This window comes from Sporosarcina sp. P25 (genome assembly GCF_002743235.1).
In the GTDB taxonomy this organism is placed as follows: domain Bacteria; phylum Bacillota; class Bacilli; order Bacillales_A; family Planococcaceae; genus Sporosarcina; species Sporosarcina ureae_B.
Map to the genome: position 1 here is coordinate 176,237 of NZ_PDYV01000001.1, position 26,516 is coordinate 202,752.

The following is a 26,516-nucleotide window of genomic DNA, read 5'->3' on the forward strand; positions in this document are numbered from 1 at the left end:
TGCAATGGGGGGAACGTATATGATTTTTTAAAAGCGCTTACACTCAATTTCACATGAAAGAAAGGAGCTAAGGAATATGTTTACAGATTTAACAAGACTCGTTCAGCCGACAAATATAGCAATTATTGGTGTTTCGAGTAGGGATGGTTCTCACGGGAAAAACACATATGAAAATATAGTGAAACAATCAAATTTCTCTAAGGAAAATGTCTACTTAGTTAACGATCGATATGATGAGTTATTTAATCGTAGATGTTATAAAAGCATTAGTGAAATTAAAGGTGTTCAAATCGATGTAGCAATTATTTTAGTTAGGGCTAATGCTGTTCCAAGAATTGTCCAAGAGTGCGCAGACCATACGATTCCCTTTGCATTAATTATGAGTTCTGGTTTTAATGAAGTAGGGGAGGAAGGTCAAAAGTTACAAAATGAATTACAAGCTGTTATTAAAAATACGAATATTAGAGTTTATGGACCAAATTGTCCGGGGTTAACCGATTTAAATAGAAGATTAGGAATGACATTCTCTCCGGGATATGTAAATGATACGTTAGGCGGGAGTATTGGATTAGTTACACAAGGCGGTGGGTTAGGGAGAACTGCATTACAAGGACAGAAAAGAGGGATTGGCTTTGGTTACTTCTTTTCGCCAGGAAATGAAATTGACCTAGATTTATCAGATTGCATTTACTATATGATTCATGACCCTAAGATTAAAGTAATTGCTGCCGTTGCAGAGGGGATTAAAGATGGAGAGAAATTTAAAGAAGTAGCGAAACTAGCACTTAAAAAACGTAAACCAATTGTAATTTTAAAGGTAGGGAGAAGTGAACTCGGCAGAAAAGCAGCGCTGTCCCATACAGGTTCATTGGCGGGTTCAGATCAAGTTTTTGATGCTTTATGTAAACAATTCGGAGTCATAAGAGTCAACGATATTGATGAGCTTATAGAAACATCACAACTATTTGTTAGATGTACAATAAAAGAAGATGTAGGTTTAGCAATAGTAACGGGATCTGGAGGAAGTGGTTCCTTGTTGGCAGACTTCTGTGGTTTAAATGGATTAGACCTACCCTCATTTAATACATCGACCATAAAAAAATTAGAAGAAGTCTTACCACCGTTTGCTTCTTATAATAACCCAGTAGATTTAACCGCATCATTTTTAGTAGATGAAAGAATCCATGAAGATAGTATGATCCCAATATTGGAAGATGATAATATTGATATTGTCATTGAGCCAATTAACGCAGACTATGGAAATTCCACTAAAATACTTGCTGAATCACTTGTTAATTTACAGAAGAAAACGGATAAAGTGATTATCCCAATTTGGATGAGTAGTAGAGAAGATGGGGGATATGACATTTTAGAAAAAGGGGGACTAGTTCCTTTCAGAAGTATAAGAAATACGGTGACTGCCTTAACTCACTTCTCAAACTATGGAAACTTTGTAAGTAGTCATGTAGAAGTTGATTTTAATCCTAATCAAAAGGAAGCGCAGAGGAGAAAAGATATAATAGTTAAAAAAAGAGTACTGAACGAATATGATAGTAAAAAATTTATTGGAAAAGTGGGGATTGAAGTTCCAAATGAAGTATTAGCAGTAAGTAAAGGAGCTGCGATAAACGCTGCAGAAAGTATAGGTTTTCCTGTAGCTATGAAGATTGTTTCTGAGCAAATTAAACATAAAACGGAAGTAAAAGGGATTCAGCTTAATATTGAAAATGAAAAAGCTTTAAGTTTAGCCTATGATGAATTAATGGAGAACGTGACTAGATTGGCGCCAAACGCTCATATCGATGGTGTACTAATAGCTGAAATGGTTAAAGGTGGGCAGGAAATGATATTAGGATTAAAATCCGATCCTCAATATGGTCAGTCTATCTTAATAGGAATGGGCGGAGTAAATGCAGAAATTTTAAAGGATATTGCAATTGGAATCTGTCCGATTTCTGAACAATATGCGAAAAGCTTGGTAAATGAATTAGCGTCCACTCCTTTATTAAACGGGTATAGAAATAGTCCGAAGTTAGATGTCGATGCATTGGCGAAAGCAATTAGTGATTTATCTGTACTAGGTATCACAACACCAGAAATTAATGAGCTAGACATCAACCCATTGATTGTAAAAGAAAAAGGTGTCGTTGCGTTAGATGCATTAGTTATCTTGGATTAATTCTTATTGTTGTAAAAAAACGCAAAAAGTATTCAGAATAAATAGTTTCCCGTATAAGCTAAGGTCGGTTCGTTCTCCAATTCTAGCCAGATTTTCAGTTTATTTTATAACTTCATATTGAGATCTAGTGCTAGTGTTGATTAATACAAGGTTTGTTATACAAACAATGATATAGGAGGGAAAATGATGAAAAGAATATTAATTAACATATTAATTGCTGTATCAGTCATATCAATTGTATCTGCTTGTGGGAATACCGATGAGGAAAAAAGTTCTGATAATCAAGATGTTATTAAACTAAGATTCGCTGACTATATGCCAAAGAATCATTTTTCATCTGTCAATGCGCAACAAGTGTGGATAGATAGAGTAGAAGAACTAACGGAAGGCAAAGTGGAAATTGAGTATTATCCCGGTGAACAATTAGGGAAAGCGAGTGACTCACTGGATTTGGTAAATACAGGAGCAGCGGATATTGTTAATGTTCCGCAAGCTTATGTTTCGGGGAAAATGCCACTGTCTAGTGTAGCTTCGCTACCTGGTTTAGTAGATAATATTAGGCAAGGAAGCTTAGCATCTTTTGAACTGATAAATAGTGACCCAGTATTAAATCATGACTTTCTGAAAAATAATGTTGTGCCTATTTTTGGATATACGACGAGCACTTATGAGTTCTGGAGTGTGAAAAAGCCAATCAGTCAAATTGAAGATTTAAAAGGTATGAAAGTTAGATCTCAAGGCGGTTCAGCAAATCTTCAAATAGAAGCATTAGGGGCAACGCCAGTTACAATTTCAACAGCTGAGCAATATGAAGCATTGGAAAGAGGGACAATTGATTCGACTTTATCGGCTACAGCAAGTATCACCTCCTATAAGCTTGATGAAGTCCTAAACTATGCGACATTAGGTGCAGGCGGAGGAACAACTTTAGTTTTTTATTTAATGGATAAAGAGAAGTGGGACTCGATTCCTGAAGACTTGCAGAAGAAAATGCAACAAGCAACAGATGAAGTTTTGGAGGAATTTATAACTGTTTCGATAGAAAATGATGAAGAAATAATAACAGGGTTATCAGAAGAAGGGATTGTAGAGTTCATAGAAATCGACAAAGAAGAATTTGCACATGTTAACGAAGAAGTTCAGGAAAAATGGATTCAAGAAAATGAATCTATATCTTCACAAGAAACGTTAGATCTGTTTAAAGAGTTTTTAAATAAATATTAAGGAAATCCCAGAAAAAAGTGAGGGCCAATTGTAGAATCAAGTTAGCCTTCTAAATTCAAAAAAGTGCCATTATAAAATTTCGTGTATCATTGAAGTTGCGAAACAAACAATGAGAGGAAGTCTTATAATGGCACACACTGAGAATACCATAAAAATAAACACTTAGCTTTTTTGAGTGAAGTCAAATTGCTGCCCTGCATAATACTGAACTTTCTAACCGAGACATTGGAAGACGCTTAGGACGTGCCCACCAAACGAATGCTACTGAGTTGAAGCGTGGTGCGACAACACAACTGAAGAGGGCCGCACATCCTATACAGCCTACTTCGCTGAAACTGGACAGACTGTTACGAACGAAAACGGCTCAACTGTGATGCTAAAAGTAAGCTACTGAATACCGGAGAGTTTATTGATTTTGCCTGTGAACAGATCACAGATCACGATTGGTCTCCCGATGCCTTAGTAGGGTTTGCCGATAATCAATCCGACTGGATAGACAAGCCGATGGTGTCCACCAAATTTGTCGTCCATACTTCCCTTGTGAAAGAGGATCAAACGAGCGTCACAATGGCCTTATTAGACGGTAAATTCCTAAGGGGGGTTCAGATTATTCTGCTGAATCCATCCAACGTATTTATCAGACGCTAAATAACTTACCCCAGGAAGATTCTGGACTACCAACAGCCAGCCGTTCTTTCTAATGAAGAGTTAGCCGAACTGGCGTAGCAACTCTGAAATAAGACCCATATCAAAACCTTTTTAAAAGGGTTCTGGAAAACATTACCATCCATAAATACAATAAAATTTATCTAAGTGGCTAACTTAATATTGCAATATAGGTGAAAAATAAATTACTCACTTTTTATATTTTAGTCGATTTTATAGTTGCCTTTAAATCTATATCATCCAATTAATATTGATTTTTTCTCCAAACGAACGCTTTCCACTATAACCAACAGGGATAATAACAAAATAAAAGGTACACCTTTGAATGATTTTACATACGTCTTCAAGATGAAGTGTATGAATTATGAAACCAACTAATTTAGTAGAAAAATTATTGTGTCAATGATCAAAAACATTGAGGATGAAAAGAAGTAATAAATTTTTATCGTTTTCGAAAAGGAGTTGCATGTATGATGAAAAATAAAATTAGTTTTTTTGAGAAAACTGTAACACTTTTAGAAAGATTTTCAATGTTCTTTGCGGCTTTCATATTATTAACGATGATGACTGTCATTATTGCCGATACGATATTAAGACACTTCTTCAATCATCCGATTTTAGGTGTACTAGAAGTAGTTGAAGGGTTTTTTATGGTCGCTATTGTGTTTTTTGGGATTAGCGATTCATTTAGAGCGGGGGAACATATAAGGGTTGATTTATTAAGTAAAAACTTTAGAGGCAGGTTTAAAAATATAAATGAAATTATTCTTCAGTTAGTAGTCGCATTTTTCTTTATCGTTATCGGATTAAAAGCATATAAGCAAATGACAACCGCACTAAGTTTAAATCAAATGACTATAGGAGCCTTAAGTATACCAATTGCACCAGCATATTTAATTGTTGTGATTGGCTCATTTTTATTTGTCATTCGGTTAATGCTTACTATATTTAGTTTAACTTTTGGAAGAGTAAAGGAGGGGTGATATGGAGATTGTTGGTCTTTTTCTTTTAATTCTTTTCATGTTGCTAGGCATGCCAGTCGCATTTGCACTTTTAACAGCTGGTGCGATTGGTTTGTTTCTTATAGACATTGACTCAGGATTTAGTGTATTAACAACTACCCCATACAGAGCCGTTGCTAACTTTACATTGAGTACAATTCCGCTATTCATTTTAATGGCTGAATTTTTATCAAGATCAGGATTTGCAAAAGATTTATATGACTCTTCCAACAAATGGGTAGGACATTTTCCGGGCGGACTCGGAATCAGTTCGATTTTAACTTGTGCATTGATGGGGACAATGTCAGGATCTACTACGGCAACTGCGGCTGCAATGTCTCGAATCGCAATACCTGAAATGGACAGACATGGATACAACCGTATTATGTCGACAGGTATCATAGCGTTTGGTGGTACGATTGCGGGATTAATTCCACCAAGTATTGGACTGATTATCTATGGTATTCAAACGGAAACTTCTATTGGAAAGTTGTTAATTGCCGGGATTATTCCAGGGGTTTTGCTAACACTATTGCTTTCTCTAGGTATATATCTTAGAGCGAAAACAAATCCAGCGTGGGCCCCGGTAGGTTTCTCATTTAGCTGGAAGGAAAAAATATATTCGTTAAAATATTTATGGGCAGTTATTATAATACTGCTCGTTGTGATTGGCTCAATCTATAGTGGATTTGCGACGGCTACAGAATCTGCCGCACTCGGTGCAGGTGCCTCCGCACTTTTAGGTTTTTTAACAAAAAGGCTAAGCTTGAAGGATTTTTATGAAAGTTTAATTAGCACAATAAGAACGACTACAATGATATTCTCGATTATAATAGGAGCTATGGTTTTTGGTTATTATTTAACAATTACAGGCATGGCTCTAAGTTTTATCACCTTCTTAACAACAATGGATGTTCCGAATATTGGAATATTAATACTCGTTTTATTTGTCTATTTAATATTGGGATTCTTTATGGATGCAATTGCAATTCTATTATTGACATTACCGCTAACTTTTCCAGTAATAATAGAATTAGGCTATGATCCAATCTGGTTTGGGATTTTAGTCATTATGATGGTTGAAATTGGCCTAGTTACACCACCTTTGGGAGTGAATGCTTTTGTTGTAAGCTCCATCTCGAAAGAACCAATTAATAATGTATTTAGAGGTTCTGTTTATATGGTATTAATAGCGCTAATTACTTTAACAATAATCGTTATATTCCCTAATTTAGTGACTTGGCTTCCATCTACGATAAAAGGTATATAAAATCGGTGATTTGAGGGATTTGGAAGTCCTACTATAATAATCTTTTATTGTAGAAGAAGTATCGGTATTGGGTATATGGCGAATTTCCATTAATATCAGTCATACTAACATGTTTCAAAAAATGAGAAGTAGCGAATATAACAGCTTGTGTGAATAGGAAAGCAAGCCTAAGCCGGATAAGCGAAATAACGAGAAAGCAACTCATTCTAAGAATCGTAAACTATAGAACGGCTGGACGTCTAACCTCACCTGATTCGCTCTGAAAAATTATCGATAGGAATAGCAGTGGAGAGTAAAATATTCTAATAGTGTTACAGGGCACTTGCACCCCCTAATCTGCTATAAAACTCATTATTTTATATATAATGGGTTTTATTGTCATTGAGTCCTGTTTATATGATGGAGAGCCTGCAAAATTAATACTTTTGTATTTCTATATTATATTGAAATGTCATAACGAAATCGAATCTTCGATTACACAGGTAACCCAACTAGTCTCCTGATGTGCGACATGATTAACTGATGACTGCTTACGTAGCCAATACTTTATATTATGGACGGCGACCTTTGCCTTTTCATACCATTTAGAAAGTGCTAGTTCGCTGTTTTGATATTCATCGACTTTAGCAGACTAGTATGCTTCTTTCTCTTTCCTTTTCAAATAGATACCTCCCAAAACGTGTTCTATAGGAGGAGTATCTGACGAATGTACTTCTATTAATATGTGTTTACTTTTTGACGCTTACCGCCTTATGACTAGATCGAACGAAGGAATGTAGGCGCATCAACCCAATATATCCTGCAGTCTCTATTTTTTTCCGGGAACTTGAATGATGGAAAAGCCGCTATTACGCGGATAAAGAGAATTGAAGAACGGCTTCGGCTTTCTCATCTGACCTATCATACACTAGATGCCGGCTACGATTTCGAAGCGATTTTCGAGAAGGTGCATCGCATGGGACACCGGTCCAACATCAATTACAATAGGCGCAATGAACCCGACCCTGTTGGCTTTGATTAGCATTTCGCACTGACTTGTTTCCATTAGCAAACGTACCGATACGACAGCTACGACACCAAATATGAAACGCTGAAATAAACGCGACCTCAAGAGTGTGAGATGTGCCCACTCTCAATAGAAGGGATCTTTCAGAAAATGTAAAAGGTCAAAAACAACACAGATCTGCGGAGATATTCGGCATTAGCCCGCGGTTCTCAGGCATGGAAAGAGCTCTTCAAACGCCAGACCGCCGAAGAACGCGTCAACGTTTATTTGAAAAAAATCCAATTAAACAATGTACAATACCGCACAGGAAATCGCGCAAATGTTCATTTCGATTTATTAGTTCTAATGTACAACGCATCTAACGCTCGGATGATAAAATGAACGCAAGGTTACAATTGCTTCAAGCTGTATGATTTCTGTTTTTTGAAATACAACTCGTAAATTCTGTCCTTTTCTGTATTTTTAAAAAGAGCAATTATGAAATTGATTCATTTGTATGGTATTCTTGATGTGCTTATGAAAACTGCGTATATTTTTCGTGAAAACACTTTTTATTTGTTTGAAATGATTAGTCAGCTCCTACAAAAGATTCGATTTTTAAAAATAATAATAATAAATATTAAGTTTTTCGGAGGGAGGATGTTATGTCTAACATGGAGAATAATCAATCTATCTTTAGTAAAACTATTTTAATGCTTTCATCTTTAGCGAAAAAACCTTACTATAAAGAAAATTGGAATAATTTTTATTCGGATGTAAAACCAATTTTAGGAGAAGATCTTTTTTCGGATGTATACACAAGTTTTCAGGATATTGAAAACCTAAAACAAAGAGAACACAATTTAAGCTTTACATCAAGTACTTTAGAACTGATCCAGCAAATAAACCTTGAAATTTCTTCGTTAAAAAAGCTTGAGGAAGTATTAAATATAAGTGCGAAAAGATTAAAAGATGTCTCAAAAGCTCATATTATTTTTTTATTCTTAGTTGATGAAAAAAAGCCTCATAATTATATTATTAAAGCTGTGGCAGGCGCGTCTGCCCAAAATTATATAGGTTATAGATTAGACATTCGTAACTCTGTATTTGAAAAAACAATAGATGATAAAGAAATTTATATTATTGATAAATTCAATGAATCTCCAATAGAATTAGACGTATTTTCAAAGTATATAGCTGAAAATGAAGGAATACAATCTAGCATATATTCCCCAATTCTATTAAATGATCGATGCACTGGAGTGTTAGTTCTATCACGTAAAGTCCCTTATCGTTCAACTAAAGCGCATATTAAAATGTTATCTCAGTATTGCCAACACTTGGCGATTGTCATGGAAAACTCAAGATTATATACAAAAGAATTACAAATTTCAAATTTGAATCAACAAGTCTTATATGCCACTTTGGATGAAGGCTATGCTAACACGGTGCAACGATTAGAAAAGATTATTAACTCTCCAATATTATTAGTTGATGAAAATGGAAATACGATCTACAAGACAGACAGCACTAACCCTTATCCTACATATCAATATATCCTGAAATTCCAAATGGAAATCACTCAACTAATTTTATCCATGTCGTTTGATAGATTACAAAGAAAATCTCAGAGATTACGAAATGGTAAGGTTTTAACAATCTTTCCAATAGTATTAAAGAATAAAAATGTCGGCTTTTTAATTATCCCTCGAGTTTTTGATGATCGGGATGATTTAGACATATTAGCAATTGAACAATTTAAAAATGTTATTGCGCTTAAAATAAACCAGGAAAAGTCTATCACAGAAATGGAACTTAGTTTAAAGAGAGACTATCTTTATGAACTGTTATTGGGACTGGAGTCTGAGGAGAATTTATGTAGAAAAGGGAGGTTCTTGGCGTTTAATTTTGAAGAGCCTCATAAAATTCTTGTACTTAGACTGAACAAACAATCACACGAGATGACAGATTTAGTTATAGAAAAAATAAGAAATAGGATGGACATTGCTTCCGTAGAATTTAATATGATTCACAATAATAAGTTGGTCGTAATATCACGCGAAGAAGATGCAGAAAAATTGTCGGGAAAATTATTGGAATTGCATGATTCTTTATATCCTGATTATCCAGCAACGATTGGGATTAGTAACATTGTAATTACACCTAATGATTACGTGAACGGTTACTGGGAAGCTAAAAAAGCTTGTGAATTTGGTTTACATTTTGATACTACCCAAAAGGAAATACATTTCGATGATTTAGGCATCGTTGGCATGCTACTTCAAGCAGACCACGTAGAAAGAATTAGTAGATTTAAGGAGAAATATTTAAATAAATTGATTCAGTATGATTTAGAAAGCAATACCGATTTGATAAATACGTTGAAAGTATATTTAGAAAATGAATCGGTTATCCAATCATCTGCTAAAGTTTTATTTGTACACTACAATACATTAAGAAATAGAATTAAGCGGATTGAAGAAATTCTTGAATTAGACTTAAATGATGCTCAAACGAAACTGAATTTGAGGATAGCTTTAATTATACATAAGTTAGTCAGTAACTAACTAACTGATCGTGACAACCGCTACTCAAATAACAAGTTTTATCTTAAGTAGGTAATCGAATCGATTTCACAATTGTAAGCGTCAAAAAGGTTCTTTCCATTGTTAGTTGAATTTACTTGATTCAAGTAATAATAATCTATTCCGTAGAAGTTAAAAACTATTTCTGTCATACATGATCCGTTTGATAGTTTTTAACTTATTTATGCTTTCTTCAGCTAATCCATTGTTATATGGAAGTATACACGCATTTTCAACCGCAACTATAATTCATTACATCACAAGCCATACATCGTACATAATCAAATTTCAATCTATACGAAGAATTCATTCATCATCATTCCTATTCCTCACATATCCTATAAAAGCATTGCTGAAAATAGGAAGGGGAATGATGTATGACGAGCGAATTCCATTACGGCGAGTCCCAACCGAACATTCTGTTTTTAATGGTGGACCAGGATCGGTTTCCGCCTGTGTATGAAACGAAGGGGATACAAAAGTGGAGAAGAAAGAATTTAGTAGCGCAAGAATTATTACGAAAAAATGGACTTTCCTTTTTGAATCATTATGCAGCGAGTACGGCTTGCTCTCCTAGCCGGACGTCATTATATACAGGGCACTATCCTTCGTTACATGGGGTTACGCAAACGCCGGGTGCTGCAAAAGGTTCTTTCGACGCGGATTTATTCTGGCTGGATCCGAATACCGTTCCCACTATGGGGGACTATTTCCGAGCTGCTGGCTACAAAACGTTTTGGAAAGGGAAATGGCATGCGTCGGAACCTGATATTCTCATTTCAGGAACAAAAAATTCATTGCCCAGTTATGATCAAAATACAGGAGTGCCTAATAAACGGGATGAAAGGATGTATCGAAAAGCAGACCGTCTGCATGAATACGGTTTTTCTGAGTGGATTGGTCCAGATCCCCATGGTGCGGATCCTAGAAATTCCGCTTCATCTGCAGGCACTGGAACGAGTGGACGCGATGAAGTGTATGCAGCGGATACCGTGAAACTGATTAAACAATTAGATCAAGATAGAACGTGTGATAAGAAGGATACTCCTTGGTTTATTCAATGTTCATTCGTCAATCCGCATGACATCGCATTGTATGGCCTGTTTTCTGCGATTTCTCCCAACTTTAATTTCGAAGTAGATCCCACACTTCCTTACATCCCATCCGCCCCAACTGTTCACGAATCGCTGCGGTCGAAACCGTCTGTACAGGAAAGTTATCGGGTCACGTATCCGAAAGGGCTTCAGCCGATACATGATAATAATTTTTACCGCCAGCTTTATTACAGTCTTCAAAAAGAAGTGGATCACGAACTCCTCAAAGTCCTTACCGCTCTCCAACAGTCTAGTTTTTTGGATAATACGATCATCGTGTTTACTTCGGACCATGGTGAGCAACTAGGTGCACACGGCGGCCTGTATCAGAAATGGTACACGATGTACGAGGAATCCATTCATATTCCTCTCATCATTCATAGTCCAAAACTTTTCGATAAAGCAGAGACTACTGACATGCTAACGAGTCATGTGGATATTCTACCTACTCTTTTAGGATTAGCCGGAATTGACGCCGCGGCTATACAACGGAAACTATCCCGCGATCATACAGAAGCACAGCCTCTCGTCGGAAGGAATCTAACGCCACTCTTTTACGGCCGTGACCATTTCTTCCGAGCAAATGAACCGTTGTATTTCATGACAGAAGATAATGTCTTCAAAGGACTTCACCAAACCAACCCGATTACCGGGCGTGCTTACGAACAGGTGGTCCAACCAAGCTCTATTGAAGCGGTCATTGCCTCATTTCAAACAGGCTGTAACAAGGAGCGTGAAATTTGGAAATTTGCCCGCTACTTCGACAACCCTCAATTTTGGTCGGAACCCGGAGTTAGTGATACCACACTGGTTGAGAAAGATGGATGCTGGGTGGAAATCGTCAAAACAGAGCCGGTTGGCGATCAATTCGAAATCTACAACCTGGCTGAAGATCCGCTGGAGACGAAGAATTTGGCTGATCCTGCTTATGCGTCGAAGGAATTGGAAGGGATTCGTTGTAGATTGGAACAGTTGTTGGTGGATCAGCGTTGTGAGAAACGGGTGTAGGAGGTACCACGACGATACAGTACCACGACACAGTACCAGGTCCCCACACAATTCCCACACAATTCGGGGCGGTGGACGTGCCAGCTCCTCACATCACGACACAGTACCAGGTCCCCACACAATTCCCACACAATTCGAATCGTTAAACGTACCAACTCCCACATAATTATTCAATTACAAGGTAGTAACTCAACATACCGACTAAATTGAACGAGATCAAAAAATACTATATACTTAGTTTAGTATTATTGAACTAGTCAGAATGTAACTATATGACTAAGTAGAGTAATGTGAAAAATGGAGGTTGTAATATGAATCAAGATATTCTCTTGCGCAATAATGTTAAAGTCACTGGGAAAGGTGACAAGACCATTTTATTTGCGCCTGGCTTCGGATGTGATTTGAATGTGTGGAGCTTGACAGCGCCTTACTTTGAAGACGATTTCCAAGTGGTTTTATTCGATTATGTCGGTTCGGGGCAATCTGATTATCAAGCGTATAGTGCGGAAAAATATCAAGATCTTCATGGGTATGCACAGGACGTACTTGATGTGTGTCATGCTTTGGAGTTGAAGGAAGTGATATTCATCGGGCATTCTGTCGGGGGTATCATTGGTATGCTGGCGGCTATTCAGCAGCCTGATTTATTTGAACATCTTATATTGATAGGTCCTTCTCCTTATTACTTAAATGAAATACCCGATTATTACGGTGGGTTTGAGAAGGAAGATTTAGAAGGGTTGATTCAGATGATGGATATGAATTATATTGGCTGGGCGAATTATCTAGCGCAAGTCATTATGAAGAACCCCGAAAGACCGGAACTGTCACAGCAATTGGAGGATAACTTCTGCTCGACGGATCCAGAAGTTGCCCATCGTTTTGCGATTGCGACTTTTTTCTCTGATCATCGTGAAGATATAAAGAAGGTACTAGTGCCGTCGCTCATTCTTCAGTGTTCCGATGATAGTATTGCACCGGTGGAAGTAGGGCATTATATGCACCGTCACCTCCAGAACAGCACGCTGAAAATTATGGATGCGACAGGACACTGTCCTCATATGAGTCATCCAGAAGAAACCGTTCAGCTGATTAGCCATTATTTGACTTCTGTATACAAGAGTCTTGTCACAAATGGATAGACAACTAGATTGTGCGCCGTTCGGTTATTTCACACTTGATGATGCAGGGATGATTTTTGAAGTCAATCAAACGCTGCTTAGTTTACTTGGCTACCAGCTTCATGAGGTACAAGGGAAACACATCAATTTAATATTGCCGAACGCAAGCCGGTCTTTTTACCAGCTGTACTTTTTTCCGATGATTCGATTGCAGAATAAAGTAGAAGAGATGTTTTTTTCATTTAAGTCCAAAGATGGTCAGGAAATATCCGTGCTATTGAACGCACTGCGTCATGAACGCGATGGAAAGGTGTTCAATGACTGTGCATGTCTGCGCATGAAAAATAGAATCGAGTATGAAGAAGTGATTCTGGCGGCAAAAAAAGAAACAGAGGCACGCAATTTACTGAAAGTGAAGCAAATAGCAGAGTTGGAGCGCTTACAGATCGAGTTGGAGTCAAAGCAGAAAAAGTTATTGGCGGTAAATGAGACGCTTCTCGAGATGGCCAATACGGATGGACTTACAGGTCTCAGGAACCGCCACTATCTACAAGACTGTCTTTCTTCTTATTTCACGCCGCATACCGAACAGTCTTTGACTCTTTCTTTTCTGTTGATCGATATAGACTTTTTTAAAAACGTCAATGATACATATGGTCATTTGACGGGCGACAGCATATTACAGAAGTTGGGAAAAATGTTGAGGGAAGAATCCAGAAAAGAAGATGTGGCTGCTCGTTACGGGGGAGAAGAATTTGCTGTAGTCCTCCCAGCAACAGGGAAAGTGGAGGCTTTAGAAATAGCGGAGAGAATTCGTTGGCGGGTCGAGAAGGCAGACTGGAATACTTATGGTGTTACCGTCAGTATTGGGGTAGCGACCAAAATGCCAGGAGATACAGAGAATTCCTTGCAGTCTAGGGCGGATTGGGCATTGTATAATTCAAAAGATAATGGACGGAATCGGATTACGTTTGGTTTGTAGGGGGAGATACGATGCGGTGCGATACGGTACCAGGTCCCCACACAACTCCCACACAATTCGGGTAATTGAATATTGCGATACGGTACCAGGTCCCCACACAATTCCCACACAATTCGGGTAATTGAATATGGAAAAGGTAAAGGAGTCTTTTGATCGTGAAAACGATTAAAGAAGGTATCAGGTTCTTATACAATTGCTAGTATATTTATACTACAGTAGGAGAATAATATTATTTTATAAATTTATATTCTGAAAACTAGTAATAATCTATTCAATAGATAAAATAGACTAGCAAAATAGATTTCTTACTGTAAAATAAAGAAAAAAGAACAACGATGAGAGATTCGAATGAAGATTTGATGGATGACGTCTGTCTAGATTTAAGCCTTTATGATGGTGATGGCTCAGTACAAGTTGTAAAAATGAGAGTGGGACAAAGGGGAGAAGAGAGTATGATGAAATTTACGAAGAGAGTTGTACCGGCACTACTAGCATGCAGTATGGTTTTACTACCGATCCAATCAACCGAAGCGGCAGCAGCGAAGTTTAAGAATTGTACGGAGTTGAATAAAGCATATCCTGGCGGCGTTGCAAAGAATGCTAGTGTGAAAAATAAAGGTGGTAAGACTAAACTGAAGCCTACTGTCGCGGCTAGTATATATAACTCACACACAAAACTTGATCGAGATAAAGACGGGATTGCTTGTGAGAGATAAAGCAGTAGCGATGTTTCAAAGAAGGTAACAGGTCACCACATAATCCCCTATGAATCGTCTATCGTGTCATGTGGAAGTGATACCGGTCTCTATATAATTAAAAGGTTTTCCGATCATGGATAGGATCGGAAAACCTTTTTGAGTTTTAGACTAATGAATCATCACGGCCGATTCATTAGTCGTTGGCAGCCGGAAGTGTGAAGTTTTGGTTCGGGTAAATCAAATCGGGGTGTCTAATTTGATTTTTGTTTGCAGCGTATACTGCTTGAACTTGCCGTGAAATTTCTGTGTTCGTCTGCTTGTTAGGATAGTGCGTTTTGACGATCATCCACAGATTGTCGCCTCGTTTTACAGTATAGGCTAACGGGCTTTGCTGTTGTGTTTTTTCACTTGTAGTTTGTTTGTCGCGATTGTTTACAAGTTCCGTCGTTATGCTGAGACCACGACCGGAATCAATACTGCTGTCGCCGAATGTGTAGATCGTTGAATAGTCGGACGGGATCGTGCCATCTGCAATGGCTTCGGCAAATGGGTTCGGTTCTCCGTTATAGACGTTCTTGAACTGGCCGTCTTCTGTTTCTATATCTTTATTTAGTAGATAGGCTGCCATGTGGCGGTGCGTTTTGTTGCTTACGTGATATTCGTCATACAAGTAAAAATCATTTGGCTCAAAGCCTGCAGTTTCGGGTGTGTAGTATTTGCTGTCAGTAGAGTAGAGACCATAGCCGCCGTATTTTTCCTCTTCTTTTGTAGTCGGGAACACATCGCTATTATCTTCAGAAGCCACTGCGTATCCATATGCTGGGACCCAGTCAGAAATTAAATAGAAGCCCATACTTTTGTAGCCGAATTTTTCGAAACCTTGTTCGTCGATGTTTTCCTTGAGTTGCTGATTATGTCCATATAGAACATGGACATCGTCTGGCGTAGAATCTGACGCTAGATAGTCATTGATTTTTTGGACGGTTTGTTGATTTCTTATGTCTTCAAAATCGGTCAACTCTTTGCGGTCATCTTCATAGCGGTTAGGTAGCAGTATGTATTTCGCACCGCCTTCTATTAGATTTTGCACCATTTTCAAAGAAAAGTCGCTAGCCAGTTCTGCAGTGCGATCTGCGCCTAGATCTTCTACTGCATAGGTATCATTTCCACCTACGCTTATGATGTACAGAGCGTCTGGATCGATTTTGCCGTTATGTTCTGCGAGAAATGTCTTCACTTGCTGGTCAGCGCTCCAGCCTTTTAAGAAAGTAGAATAGTTGGAACGTTCATCGTCGCTACCTTCTGTTCCAAATAGGACGCCTGAAAAAGCACCGCCAACGGCATAGTTTGTCAAGTTGTCATACTCTCCGGTCAATGCCTTGGCTAGATATTCCGGAAAGACACGCCCGTTAGAGTAGCGTCCATTATAATAGTAATCGCTTTCCGCTTTTACATAGATGCCGTCTTCCGGGTCATACCCTTCGGCTGGTTGTGCCGCTAACCCTGTTGTAGCAGCTGACACACTTAATAAGAATGCCAAAAGTAATGCTGCCCATGATTTGTTTTTCATGTTATCCCCCTGTCTGATAGTTAGAATCGTGATGCGTTGTGCATACGAAAAAGTTTTCTGACTTTTTCGTACTAGAATAATATAGCATGAATACTGAAAAGTCTGCAAAATTAAATGTTATTTATAGGATTCAAATTTTATTACACTATATGCAAAGTCGAGATTTATCTCGCCAATAGCTTTATTCGTTAAATTCTTTAATCATATGAAAAACGCCAATCCCTTTTGCGGATAGGCGCTTTTCGCAATACTCAAGCAAGTGTTTATAGCTAAATTCAAAGGACTAATAATTAAGTGTTTCTAGTCATCTGGGATATCCTTTGATCAACCTATTCCATCAATCTTGCAAGGGAAGTTTTATGAATACATTATATTCATTCAATACTTTCAGGTAAAATTTGACCACCATCTACTACAAGTGTTTGCCCGGTGATAAAGTTTGCCTCCTTAGAAGCGAAGAAAGTAGCAGCATGTCCTATGTCGTCTACAGTTCCTAAGCGTTTAAAAGGTATTGCGGCAGCCATAGAATTCAAATACTCTTCACCCAGTCCATCCAAACCTTCTGTGAGGATATTACCCGGTGAGACAGCGTTAATTGTGATATTATAATTGGCCAACTCCAGTGCGGCTGTTCTCATGAAGCCGAGTTGTGCGGCCTTACTCGCGCCGTAATGTGCCCATCCAGCATAGCCGGTAATAGGTCCAGTGATGGAAGAAGTTAATATGAAACGTCCGTATTCAGCTTTTTTTACATAAGGCATAAACGCTTTAACTGTAAAAAAGGTACCTTTGGAGTTAATGTTTTGTACGTGATCCCATTGTTCTTCGGTCATATCCTCTATGGTAGCGGATGGGAAAATCCCCGCATTGGCACAAACAATATCGATACTACCAAAATCCCCGAGAATAGTTTGTGCTGTTTTCTCTAATGAATGTAAAGAAGTTACATCTGCGGTGTAAGCGCTAACATTATTGTCGTTATTTTTTAACTCATTTGCGGTTTCTTGACCTTGTGTTAAATCACGAGAGATGATGGCGACATTAGCTCCTTTCTCAGAAAAGACTTTTGCAATTCCTTTACCAATCCCTTTACTTCCACCTGTTACTACCACTGTTTTTCCTTCAAATTGACTCTTCATTCTATCATCCTCCTAAAATTGTTTAAAAATCGTCTATTAATAAGAAGTATAAATGGGGAATTTGAATATCCTGTTAAATCCACAGTGAAATGTTGTATTTTGTGGATTTGAATCATAGTATCATTAGTGGAATTTTTAGTCAATCGGCTATATTTATTCTTTTACTAGTCGTCACATTTTTTGGGAATACTATAGCCTAATGTGTTTATTGAAAGGTTATAGCTTAGAGTAGACATTATCGTGATTACAAAATCGACCATAAAACTATGACCAGTATAAAGTTTTAAAAGATGAAATAATAATTTATTTAATTCTGAATTTTCTATTGACTAATTGGAATGACGATGATATTCTTTGATAAATCCACAACAATCAAAGAGAATACACAATCGCTGATGGTTGTCATTCGATTCTTGTGATGGAGTCTATTATACTGTGAATGTGAGGTGTTACACACATAAGCGGAATAGGAGACTGAATTATGTCATTATCATTTGAAGATAGAAAAAAAGTTATTTTAGAAGCATTAGAGCGAGATGAAAAAGTATATGTGCCTAAGCTAGCAAGTGATTTTCAAGTATCTGGAGAAACGATTCGAAGAGATTTAGATCGTCTTGAGAAAGAAGGGATTTTAAAGAAGGTTTATGGTGGTGCTGTTAAAGAGAAATCTTCATTAGAGCTTCCGTTTGATTTAAAAGCAGATATTCTACGTTTTGAAAAAGATGCTATATGCAAAGCGGCTGCAGAATTAGTTGAAGATGGAGATAGTGTAATTATTGGACATGGCACTACAACAGTAGGAATTATCCCTAATTTAGCTACTAAAAAAAATATCACCATCATCACACCGTCAGTACCCGTATTGTTAGCTACTATGGAACATTTTCATGGGAAAGTGATCTTTGTTGGAGGTGAGTATGAAGCAAACCAAAAATTCACAAGTGGTCCTTTATCTACTTCTATTCTAAATCAATTAAAAGCTAATAAAGCTTTTGTAGCTGCAGGAGGTTTATCTATTAACGAAGGTATGTCTGACTATGATTTGCAGGGAGCGAGTAGTTCGAGGCAAATGATGAATCGGGCAGATGAGACGATAATACTTGCCGATCACTCGAAGTTTGGAAGGACAACATTTGCTCATATTTGTTCATTGAAAGATATATCCATGATTATTACGGATAAGAAGTGTTCTAATGAGTGGAATAACGTATTAGAAGAAAGTGGAATTGAATTAATTGTAGCGAATGTGGAATGTTGAAACTTCAAATTCTAGTACGTTATGGTATCTCTCCAAAAAGTTTCATGATAATGAAGAGAGTTCTGCTATAACGTTTAATTGATAAAATAATTTCTAAGTAAAGGTGGAGATAGAAGTAATGGAATATAACATGAGTAAATCAGCCGTTTTAGATAAATCTATTCAGTATTGGAATCCCGGTAAAACGAAACAATGGCAAACTGATGGTGTCGATTTGGTAATAGGTAAACGTGAAGATTATTATCTGTATGATATGGAAGGTAAAAAGTTAATGGACCTTCATTTAAATGGTGGAACGTATAACCTAGGACATAGAAATCAGGAGATTATTTCATCATTAAAAGAAGCAATGGATTATTTCGATATCGGAAATCATCATTTCCCTTCGACTGCTCGTGCACAGTTGGCTGAGCAGTTAGCTAAGTGTACTCCAGATAATCTTCGCTACTCCATACTTTCAAGTGGCGGTGGAGAAGCTATAGATGTAGCGATTAAAAGCGCACGTTACGCAACTAAAAGAAGAAAAGTAGTTTCTCTTAAATATGCCTATCATGGCCACACAGGAATAGCAGTTTCTTTAGGAAATGAACGTTATTCAAAGTTGTTTTTGAGTGAAGGTAGCCCCGATGATGTAGTCAATGTTTTATTCAATGATTTAGATGAAATGGAAAGAGCGCTATCCAAAGAAGATGTAGCGTGTGTAATCATTGAGACAATACCAGCTACATACGGTTTCCCTTTACCTGACCCTGGTTATCTAGAGGGGACAAAACGTTTATGTGAGAAATACGGTACTTTATACGTTGCCGATGAAGTACAAACAGGACTTTTGCGGACTGGAAAACTGTGGGGCTTTGAACATCATAATATCAAACCCGATATCATGGTAACTGCAAAAGGTCTAAGTGGTGGAATATATCCTATTGCAGCTACTATCGTCAGCGATAGAGTAGGTCAATGGATGAATGAAGATGGCTTCGCACATATATCTACATTTGGTGGATCGGAACTTGGCTGTGTCGTAGCTATGAAAGTATTAGAGATCTCTCAGCGCACCGAAACTATAGAGAATGTGGATTATACTGCACGATATTTACGTGCTGGCCTGGAAAGAATAAAGAATCAGTATTCGGATCAATTCACGGGGATACGTCAAAAAGGAGTCATTCTTGGCCTGGAGTTCAATAAAACGGATGGTGCTAAAGATATTATGAGGTCATTGTATGAAAATGGAGTATGGGCCATTTATTCCATGCTTGATACAAAGGTTTTACAATTTAAACCTGGACTATTGTTAGATCAACGCTATTGTGATGACTTGTTGAATCGTGTAGAGACGAGTATTGGTCAGGCTGTTCGGAAAATGTAGAGAGATGTAGAAAGGGGGATTTTGAAGATGGGTAATACGAGTGCGAATACATGGGATCGGTCAGTTGAATTTTTTAATCAAGTGTCGAAAAAAGCGAAGGGTATGTATGAGGGGCTAGATGACTTTTCAGTCAGGCTCCTAGATTACTCTGAAAATGCTACTTATCTAGTGGAAAATACGGTAACAGATGAAAAATACATCTTACGGGTTTGTCGACCAGATTATCATAAGAAAGTTGAAATTGAAAGTGAAGTTAAATGGTTACAATCCATTGATGAACATACAACCATCATGGTTTCGAAGCCTATTCTAGGTTCAAATAATGAATTTTTGCAAACGGTTACATTAGAAGGAGATAATCGAGAATATCATTGTGTGCTATTTACATTTCTTGAAGGCGAAACACCGGATGTCGATAATGAAGAAAAATTAATACGGATATTTCGAGAAATCGGAAAAACTACTGCGCAATTTCATCAACATTCTATTTCTAATTATGCTAAGTTTGAAGAAATTAAACGTCCTATTTGGGATTACGATAATTTGTTGGGTGAACAACCTAAATGGGGAAGGTGGCAAGACGGCAGAGGGATCACTCCAGAACGTGAGCAACTTTTAACGCGCGTTTCAAAAACGATTAAATCTCGTTTGGAGGATTTTGGTAAGGGTCCTGAATTTTTTGGTTTAATTCATGCGGATTTACGACATGCCAATCTTCTTATTGATAACGAGAAAAAAATCGTACAAGTGATTGATTTTGATGACAGTGGCTTTGGCTGGTACTTATATGACTTGGCTACGTCCTTGTCCTTTATTGAACATCGTTCCTACGTTCCCAAACTGATAGAAGCTTGGCTTGAGGGGTATAGGGAAATACGTTCATTATCCGCGAAAGAAGAAAGAGAAATTCCAACATTTATTATGATGAGGAGATTGCAACTCATTGCTTGGATTGGTAGCCGCGATAATGAGACTGCCGAAGAACTCGGAGCTGAATATTCAGTTGAAACAGATGACTTGGCCGTTTCATACTTAAAAGAGTTTGAATATTCCAAATAGGGCAATCCGCAAACCGGAAATAAGATAGAGAAAATACTTTTTTAAAAGGAGAATACTATGAGTGATAAGAAGAATTTAGAATTAAAGAGAACACTCACGCCTTTTAACTTATGGGTTATCGGTGTCGGTATCGTTATATCGGGTAACTTTTTTGGTTGGAATTTCGGATTAAGCTCTTCAGGATATGTAGGCATGTTAATAGCTGTAGCCATAATGGGTGTCATGTACGCTTTTATGTCATTCGGAATTTCTGAATTATCGACGGCTTTACCGTTTGCTGGTGGACCATATTCATTTGCTAGACGTGCCATGGGTCCTTTTGTAGGCTTTGTTACAGGTATAGGTGTCATGTTGCAGTATGTTATAGCAGCACCAGTTGTAGCGATTGGTATTGGTGCGTATATTAACTTCCTTTTTCCAGCTGTCAATCCAATTGTTTCGGCTGCGGTTATGTATGTGTTCTTCATGGCTGTCCATATTCTAGGCGTAAAAGAATATGCAAGACTTGAAGCTGTATTGGTATTCATCGCATTAGCGCTCTTAGTGCTGATGTATTTCGTTGGATTACCACAAATTAAAGTCGAGAATTTATTTGGAAGTGAAGGTCAATCTATGATCCCGGGTGGCATAAAAGGGATTTGGGCTGCCTTGCCATTTGCTATGTGGCTCTTCTTAGCTATCGAGATGCTACCGATGTTATCAGAGGAAACCCGTGATCCGAAAAAAGATATGCCAAAAGGTATTTTGTCGGGAATGTTTACACTCATTATTTTATCTGTATTAACTACAACCGTAGCAATTGGTCTTAGTGGTTACGATCAATTAAGCACAGCGGATGATCCATTACCTGCTGCGATTGCAGCGGCATTTGGAGGCACCTATTGGCTGGCACAATTACTTGCTTCCGTTGGATTGGTTGGTTTGATAGCTAGTTTTTCAGGAGTAATACTCGCCTATTCTAGACAAATATTTTCCTTATCAAGAGCAGGATATTTGCCAGCAATATTTTCAAAACTACATCCAAAACGACGAACTCCATATATGGCAATCATTCTACCTGGCTTTATTGGATTAGTCTTAGTCGCATTCTTTAATCCGGATGATTTGATCTTAATTGCTACGTTTGGTGCACTGATCTCGTACATCTCGGTCAATCTTTCACTTATTATCTTACGTAAAAAAGAGCCTACTTTACATCGACCATATAAATCTCCCATGTATCCATTTATGCCAATCGTTTCAATGGTATTAGCCTGTATAGCCCTTTTCGCTAGTTTCTTTGCAAATCTTACTTTCTTCTGGGTGAGTATTGCAGTTTTCGGAGTAGCTATTCTTTATTACTTCATATGGGCACGGCATAATATTAACGCAGATGCACCTGAAGAACAATTTATGCAAATTGATGAAAATGACGTGCATATACTACCTGAGGTTGTTAAGGAGAGTATTTAATGAAATTTCCACAAGAAGACATCCAGTCGACTATCCTGTTTGATAAAGATGGTACATTAATTGATTTACCTTCAGTTTGGTTGCCATGGATAGAAGATGTTGATCAATATCTATCAAATTCTATATCTAACTATCCGTATCAAGCTGAAGGAATCAAGCATTTAATCGGCATCAATAAGCAAGACGGTACAATTGATCCTAAAGGTCCTCTTGCAATTGGAAGTGTAGAAGAAAGTGTATCCATTATTGCATTTTTGCTTTACACAAAAGGAATGTCTTGGGACAGCGCACTTTTATATGCAAGAGATAGCGTAGATTATGCGAATGAGCGGCAAAATCACTCACCGTTTCTGCAATTAGTTGAGGGTATTGAAGAGTTGCTAATTCAATTAACTGATAAAGGGTATAATTTAGGGGTTTTGACTGCAGATGATACGGACAAAGCGAATGAACAGTTGGATAGGTTGAACATATTAAAGTACTTTAACTTCGTAATTGGTAGCGATTTGGTAGAACGTAGTAAGCCGTTCCCAGACTTAGCATATGCCGCTCGTGATCGCTACGGAGTGAAGCTAGAAAACTCCGTTATGATTGGCGATACGAATGCGGATATTCAATTAGGAAAGAGCGCTGGTGTGAAGTTTACTATAGGAATAGTCAGTTACACCGGAAGTGATGTAACGCATTTACGTGAAGCGGATTTACTAATTCATAATTACTCTGAATTACTTTCTTGGAGTAAGGAGGCAAAATAATGAACGCAGATATTGTGGCGGAAATTACTAAATTGGTTATGGAAAGATTAGGGCAAGAAAAAATACCGTCATCTTCTTTAACAGATTCGGAAATAAAACGTTGGAATGAAATTTCAACGTCTATGCAAAGGTCAACTGGAGGCAAGATGGATAAGCAAAGCAATCTCACGCCCTTAACACCGGAGGATCTGCGTAAGTGGAATAGTATTTCTGAGAAGAATTCGAAGAGGCAACCGAGCGGTAGGAATTCAGACAACATTAGATTTCATACACAATACTAACGGTTACTGATCATACCCTATTTGAAACATTTATGTCGAATGCAGAAAGGATGTTTCATATTACTCAATATAATACTCCATATAGTGCAATGTCAGAGATGATGGAAGCTGTACAGAGAGCAAAATCAGCTCAAGAGAAGTTTATAAATTTTCAACCTGAAAAAATTGATCAAATAGTTAAAAGTATTGCTGAAGCTGCTTTTGCAAAGGCGGACTATCTTGCAACGATTGCTGTAGAAGAAACAAGTATGGGTGTTGTAGAGCATAAGAAAATAAAAAATGAACTTGGATCTATGGGTGTATATGAGTCTATAAAAGATGAAAAAACAATAGGCGTGATCGAGCGTGATCAGAAGCTGAAATTAACAGAAGTAGCCTATCCATTTGGGGTTATTGCGGCTATTTGCCCGACGACGAATCCGACGTCCACAGCAATTTTCAAGACATTGATTTCATTAAAAGCCGGAAATGCAATCGTAGTAAGTCCCCATCCTACAGCAGCCTATTGCACGGTAGAAGCTTTAAAGATTTGTTCAGAAGCAGCTATATTGGCGGGAGCGCCTGAAGGACTTATTGGATGGATTTCAAAACCGTCCATGGAGGCTACTACTGGCCTAATTCAACATCCAGATATTGACTTGATTCTTGCCACGGGCGGTAGTGGGCTAGTTAAAGCCGCTTATAGTTCGGGCAAGCCAGCATATGGTGTCGGCCCGGGTAATGGACCCGTGTATTTTGAAAAGTCGGCAAACGTGAAGAAAGCTGTTCAATTAGTTTTGGATAGCAAAACATTTGATAATGGGACCCTGTGTTCTACAGAACAATCGATAGTTGTGCATAAAAACATTAAAGAATTAACGATGCGTGAATTACGTAATCATGGTGCATATTTTTTGAACCAAGAAGAGAAACAACGATTAGGCAATGTGATTGCTCCTAACGAGGGACAGTTAAATGCCAAAATAGTAGGTAGATCCGCAGAGTGGATAGCACAGATGGCCAGTATTACTGTACCCAAAGGCACGAGAGTATTAATTGCTGAAGAAGACAAAATCGGTAAAAGCATTCCGTTTTCACTTGAAAAACTGGCTCCGATCTTTCCGCTATACACAGCAGAAAGTGAAGAAGAAGCTTATCGGATTTGTAGAGAACTTTTAAATTTTATCGGAAGGGGACATAGTTGTTCTATTCATACTTCGGATGATGAGTCAGCCGAACGGTTTGGTCTTGCGATGCCTGTTTCCCGTGTCTTAGTCAATACTATGGCGTCAATCGGTGCAGCTGGTGCAACTACAGCACTTATGCCATCTTTAACGCTAGGTTGCGGATCGTATGGAGGTAATATTTCATCAGATAATATTACAGCGCGTCATTTGTTTAATACGAAACGAATTGCTTTCGGAATCAATGAAGTTACACTTCCAAAACAATCTCATGACAGATCAACATCCGTGGAACGTATTTCTGAACAGGAAACCAATATCAAGTTAGAAGAAGTTGTGGAGCAAGTCATGAGAGAACTCAATAAAAATCATCATGATTCAAATCCGGCAACAATTTCTAATGTGATAGAACAAGTAGTCAGACAGTCCACTAGGTAATTAAGAGGAGGAAAAGGTAATGAATGAAATTAATGGAGCATTGGGAATGATTGAAACAAAAGGTTTGGTAGCCGCTTTAGAGGCAGCAGATGCAATGGTCAAAGCAGCTAATGTACAAATAATAGGTAAAACACATGTTGGTGGCGGTATTGTTACAGTTCTTGTAACAGGGGATGTAGGGGCAGTGAAAGCGGCCACTGAATCAGGGAGTGCGGCCGCAAGCAGAGTAGGAGAATTACTTTCAGTTCATGTAATTCCACGACCACATAATGAAATTTCAAGCATACTGCCAAAAGTAAACTTATGAAATATATTTGATGTGAAGGCAGGAGATCAGGAATGTTAATCGGTACAGTCATAGAGAATATTTGGGCAACCCGTAAAGAGAATGGTTTAACAGGTTTAACGTTCCTTGTCATACAACCAGGCTTAGATCAAAAACATGTTTCTTCTGAGATGCCTATTATTGCGGTGGATCGTATAGGTGCAGGAATAGGAGATAAAGTGATTGTTACACAGGGTTCTCCTGCCAGTATAATTCAAGTGGATGAAAAAATCCCTATCGATGCCATCGTTATTGGTATTGTGGATTCCCCTGTGAATGGAACGTGATGAAAAATGAATGAAGCATTAGGCATGATAGAAGTATTTGGAGTTGCCCACTCTATCCTTATTGCAGATTCCATGCTTAAGACATCAAATGTTCGTATTCTTTCAACAGAAGAAGTGAGTCAAGCCTATTATACAATTGTTGTTGCAGGTGACGTAGACTCAGTTCAAATGGCAATTGAACAGGGCAGAGACATTGCTAATACAGCAGGTGTATTCATTGCCTCGAAAGTTATAGCGAGACCGATGCGAGAGACCATTACTAGTATGTTGAAAAATAATGTATGAAAATAGGAGGAATATAATATGAGTAGCGAAGCTTTAGGAATGATAGAGACAAAAGGATTAGTAGCATCTATAGAAGCGGCTGATGCAATGGTGAAATCTGCAAATGTTCAAGTAGTAGGTAAAGTCCATGTTGGTGGCGGCATTGTAACCGTCCTAGTGAGAGGTGATGTTGGGGCTGTAAAGGCAGCGACAGAATCAGGAGCTACTGCAGCACAAAGAGTGGGTGAGCTGATCTCAGTTCATGTAATCCCACGACCGCATAATGAGTTAGAGAGTTTATTGCCAAAAGCTGATTCTTTAAATTGATACTAAAGGAGGGGAC

At 38.0% G+C, this 26,516-nt stretch carries 23 protein-coding genes and 1 pseudogene; 22 read left to right on the top strand and 2 right to left on the bottom strand.

All coding sequences use genetic code 11. From position 1 onward, the window contains the following. The first annotated feature begins 76 nt into the window (after positions 1-76). From CSV70_RS00865 to CSV70_RS00915, 11 genes and pseudogenes are all read left to right on the top strand, one after another. On the top strand, positions 77-2,179 hold the full coding sequence (locus tag CSV70_RS00865; protein ID WP_085132786.1) for an acetate--CoA ligase family protein: 2,103 nt from the start codon (positions 77-79) through the stop codon (positions 2,177-2,179). Between the two features lie 186 nt (positions 2,180-2,365). Further along, positions 2,366-3,403, top strand: coding sequence for a TRAP transporter substrate-binding protein (locus CSV70_RS00870; RefSeq protein ID WP_158232324.1), 1,038 nt, complete (start codon positions 2,366-2,368; stop codon positions 3,401-3,403). Between the two features lie 194 nt (positions 3,404-3,597). Next, a complete protein-coding gene (locus tag CSV70_RS16825; RefSeq protein WP_369802580.1) occupies positions 3,598-3,777 on the top strand; it encodes a helix-turn-helix domain-containing protein in 180 nt (59 codons plus the stop codon). 762 nt (positions 3,778-4,539) lie between these two features. After that, positions 4,540-5,052, top strand: coding sequence for a TRAP transporter small permease (locus CSV70_RS00880; protein ID WP_085132789.1), 513 nt, complete (start codon positions 4,540-4,542; stop codon positions 5,050-5,052). A 1-nt stretch (position 5,053) separates the two neighbouring features. Continuing rightward, positions 5,054-6,340, top strand: coding sequence for a TRAP transporter large permease (locus CSV70_RS00885; protein ID WP_085132790.1), 1,287 nt, complete (start codon positions 5,054-5,056; stop codon positions 6,338-6,340). 775 nt (positions 6,341-7,115) lie between these two features. Beyond that, positions 7,116-7,727: pseudogene (locus CSV70_RS16655) on the top strand (IS5/IS1182 family transposase); the annotation flags it as partial. Positions 7,728-7,999: 272 nt separating this feature from the next. Further along, the gene (locus CSV70_RS00890; RefSeq protein ID WP_158232325.1) at positions 8,000-9,892 is read left to right on the top strand and encodes a helix-turn-helix domain-containing protein; all 1,893 of its coding nucleotides are present in this window, start codon (positions 8,000-8,002) and stop codon (positions 9,890-9,892) included. 395 nt (positions 9,893-10,287) lie between these two features. Beyond that, entirely contained in the window at positions 10,288-12,012 is a 1,725-nt protein-coding gene (locus CSV70_RS00900) for a sulfatase family protein (protein WP_099660853.1), read from the top strand. Positions 12,013-12,323: 311 nt separating this feature from the next. Then, positions 12,324-13,154, top strand: a complete 831-nt coding sequence (locus tag CSV70_RS00905) for an alpha/beta fold hydrolase (protein WP_099660854.1) — start codon at positions 12,324-12,326, stop codon at positions 13,152-13,154. Then, entirely contained in the window at positions 13,147-14,115 is a 969-nt protein-coding gene (locus CSV70_RS00910) for a sensor domain-containing diguanylate cyclase (RefSeq protein WP_099660855.1), read from the top strand. Before CSV70_RS00905 ends, CSV70_RS00910 begins: the two co-directional genes overlap by 8 nt. Before the next feature lie 500 nt (positions 14,116-14,615). Beyond that, complete coding sequence (locus tag CSV70_RS00915; protein WP_233191739.1) at positions 14,616-14,831, top strand: excalibur calcium-binding domain-containing protein; 216 nt, start codon at positions 14,616-14,618, stop codon at positions 14,829-14,831. A gap of 175 nt (positions 14,832-15,006) precedes the next feature. On the opposite strand, the gene CSV70_RS00920 is transcribed toward CSV70_RS00915, so the two are convergent. Further along, positions 15,007-16,383 (bottom strand): SGNH/GDSL hydrolase family protein, encoded by a 1,377-nt coding sequence (locus CSV70_RS00920; RefSeq protein WP_099660856.1) that lies wholly within the window; start codon positions 16,381-16,383, stop codon positions 15,007-15,009. 374 nt (positions 16,384-16,757) lie between these two features. Then, on the bottom strand, positions 16,758-17,522 hold the full coding sequence (gene fabG, locus CSV70_RS00925; RefSeq protein WP_085132805.1) for a 3-oxoacyl-ACP reductase FabG: 765 nt from the start codon (positions 17,520-17,522) through the stop codon (positions 16,758-16,760). 481 nt (positions 17,523-18,003) lie between these two features. Between fabG and CSV70_RS00930 the strand changes: the two genes are divergently transcribed. The 11 genes from CSV70_RS00930 (at position 18,004) to CSV70_RS00980 (ending at position 26,500) form a co-directional block, all read left to right on the top strand. Continuing rightward, entirely contained in the window at positions 18,004-18,780 is a 777-nt protein-coding gene (locus tag CSV70_RS00930; protein ID WP_085132806.1) for a DeoR/GlpR family DNA-binding transcription regulator, read from the top strand. Positions 18,781-18,898: 118 nt separating this feature from the next. Next, positions 18,899-20,149 (top strand): class-III pyridoxal-phosphate-dependent aminotransferase, encoded by a 1,251-nt coding sequence (locus CSV70_RS00935; RefSeq protein ID WP_099660857.1) that lies wholly within the window; start codon positions 18,899-18,901, stop codon positions 20,147-20,149. 27 nt (positions 20,150-20,176) lie between these two features. Then, on the top strand, positions 20,177-21,208 hold the full coding sequence (locus CSV70_RS00940; protein WP_099660858.1) for a phosphotransferase enzyme family protein: 1,032 nt from the start codon (positions 20,177-20,179) through the stop codon (positions 21,206-21,208). Positions 21,209-21,265: 57 nt separating this feature from the next. Then, entirely contained in the window at positions 21,266-22,660 is a 1,395-nt protein-coding gene (eat, locus tag CSV70_RS00945) for an ethanolamine permease (RefSeq protein WP_099627279.1), read from the top strand. Continuing rightward, on the top strand, positions 22,660-23,415 hold the full coding sequence (locus CSV70_RS00950) for an HAD family hydrolase (protein WP_085132810.1): 756 nt from the start codon (positions 22,660-22,662) through the stop codon (positions 23,413-23,415). Before eat ends, CSV70_RS00950 begins: the two co-directional genes overlap by 1 nt. Beyond that, positions 23,415-23,696, top strand: coding sequence for a hypothetical protein (locus tag CSV70_RS00955; RefSeq protein WP_099627280.1), 282 nt, complete (start codon positions 23,415-23,417; stop codon positions 23,694-23,696). Before CSV70_RS00950 ends, CSV70_RS00955 begins: the two co-directional genes overlap by 1 nt. 50 nt (positions 23,697-23,746) lie before the next feature. Beyond that, on the top strand, positions 23,747-25,297 hold the full coding sequence (locus tag CSV70_RS00960; RefSeq protein WP_099660859.1) for an aldehyde dehydrogenase family protein: 1,551 nt from the start codon (positions 23,747-23,749) through the stop codon (positions 25,295-25,297). Positions 25,298-25,316: 19 nt separating this feature from the next. Further along, entirely contained in the window at positions 25,317-25,604 is a 288-nt protein-coding gene (locus CSV70_RS00965; RefSeq protein ID WP_085132813.1) for a BMC domain-containing protein, read from the top strand. A gap of 32 nt (positions 25,605-25,636) precedes the next feature. Further along, positions 25,637-25,909, top strand: coding sequence for a EutN/CcmL family microcompartment protein (locus CSV70_RS00970; protein ID WP_099627282.1), 273 nt, complete (start codon positions 25,637-25,639; stop codon positions 25,907-25,909). A gap of 6 nt (positions 25,910-25,915) precedes the next feature. Then, complete coding sequence (locus CSV70_RS00975; protein ID WP_099627283.1) at positions 25,916-26,194, top strand: BMC domain-containing protein; 279 nt, start codon at positions 25,916-25,918, stop codon at positions 26,192-26,194. Between the two features lie 18 nt (positions 26,195-26,212). Further along, positions 26,213-26,500 carry a BMC domain-containing protein gene (locus CSV70_RS00980; protein ID WP_085132816.1) on the top strand — a complete coding sequence of 96 codons (288 nt, stop codon included), beginning with the start codon at positions 26,213-26,215 and terminating at the stop codon, positions 26,498-26,500. Positions 26,501-26,516 lie beyond the last annotated feature (16 nt).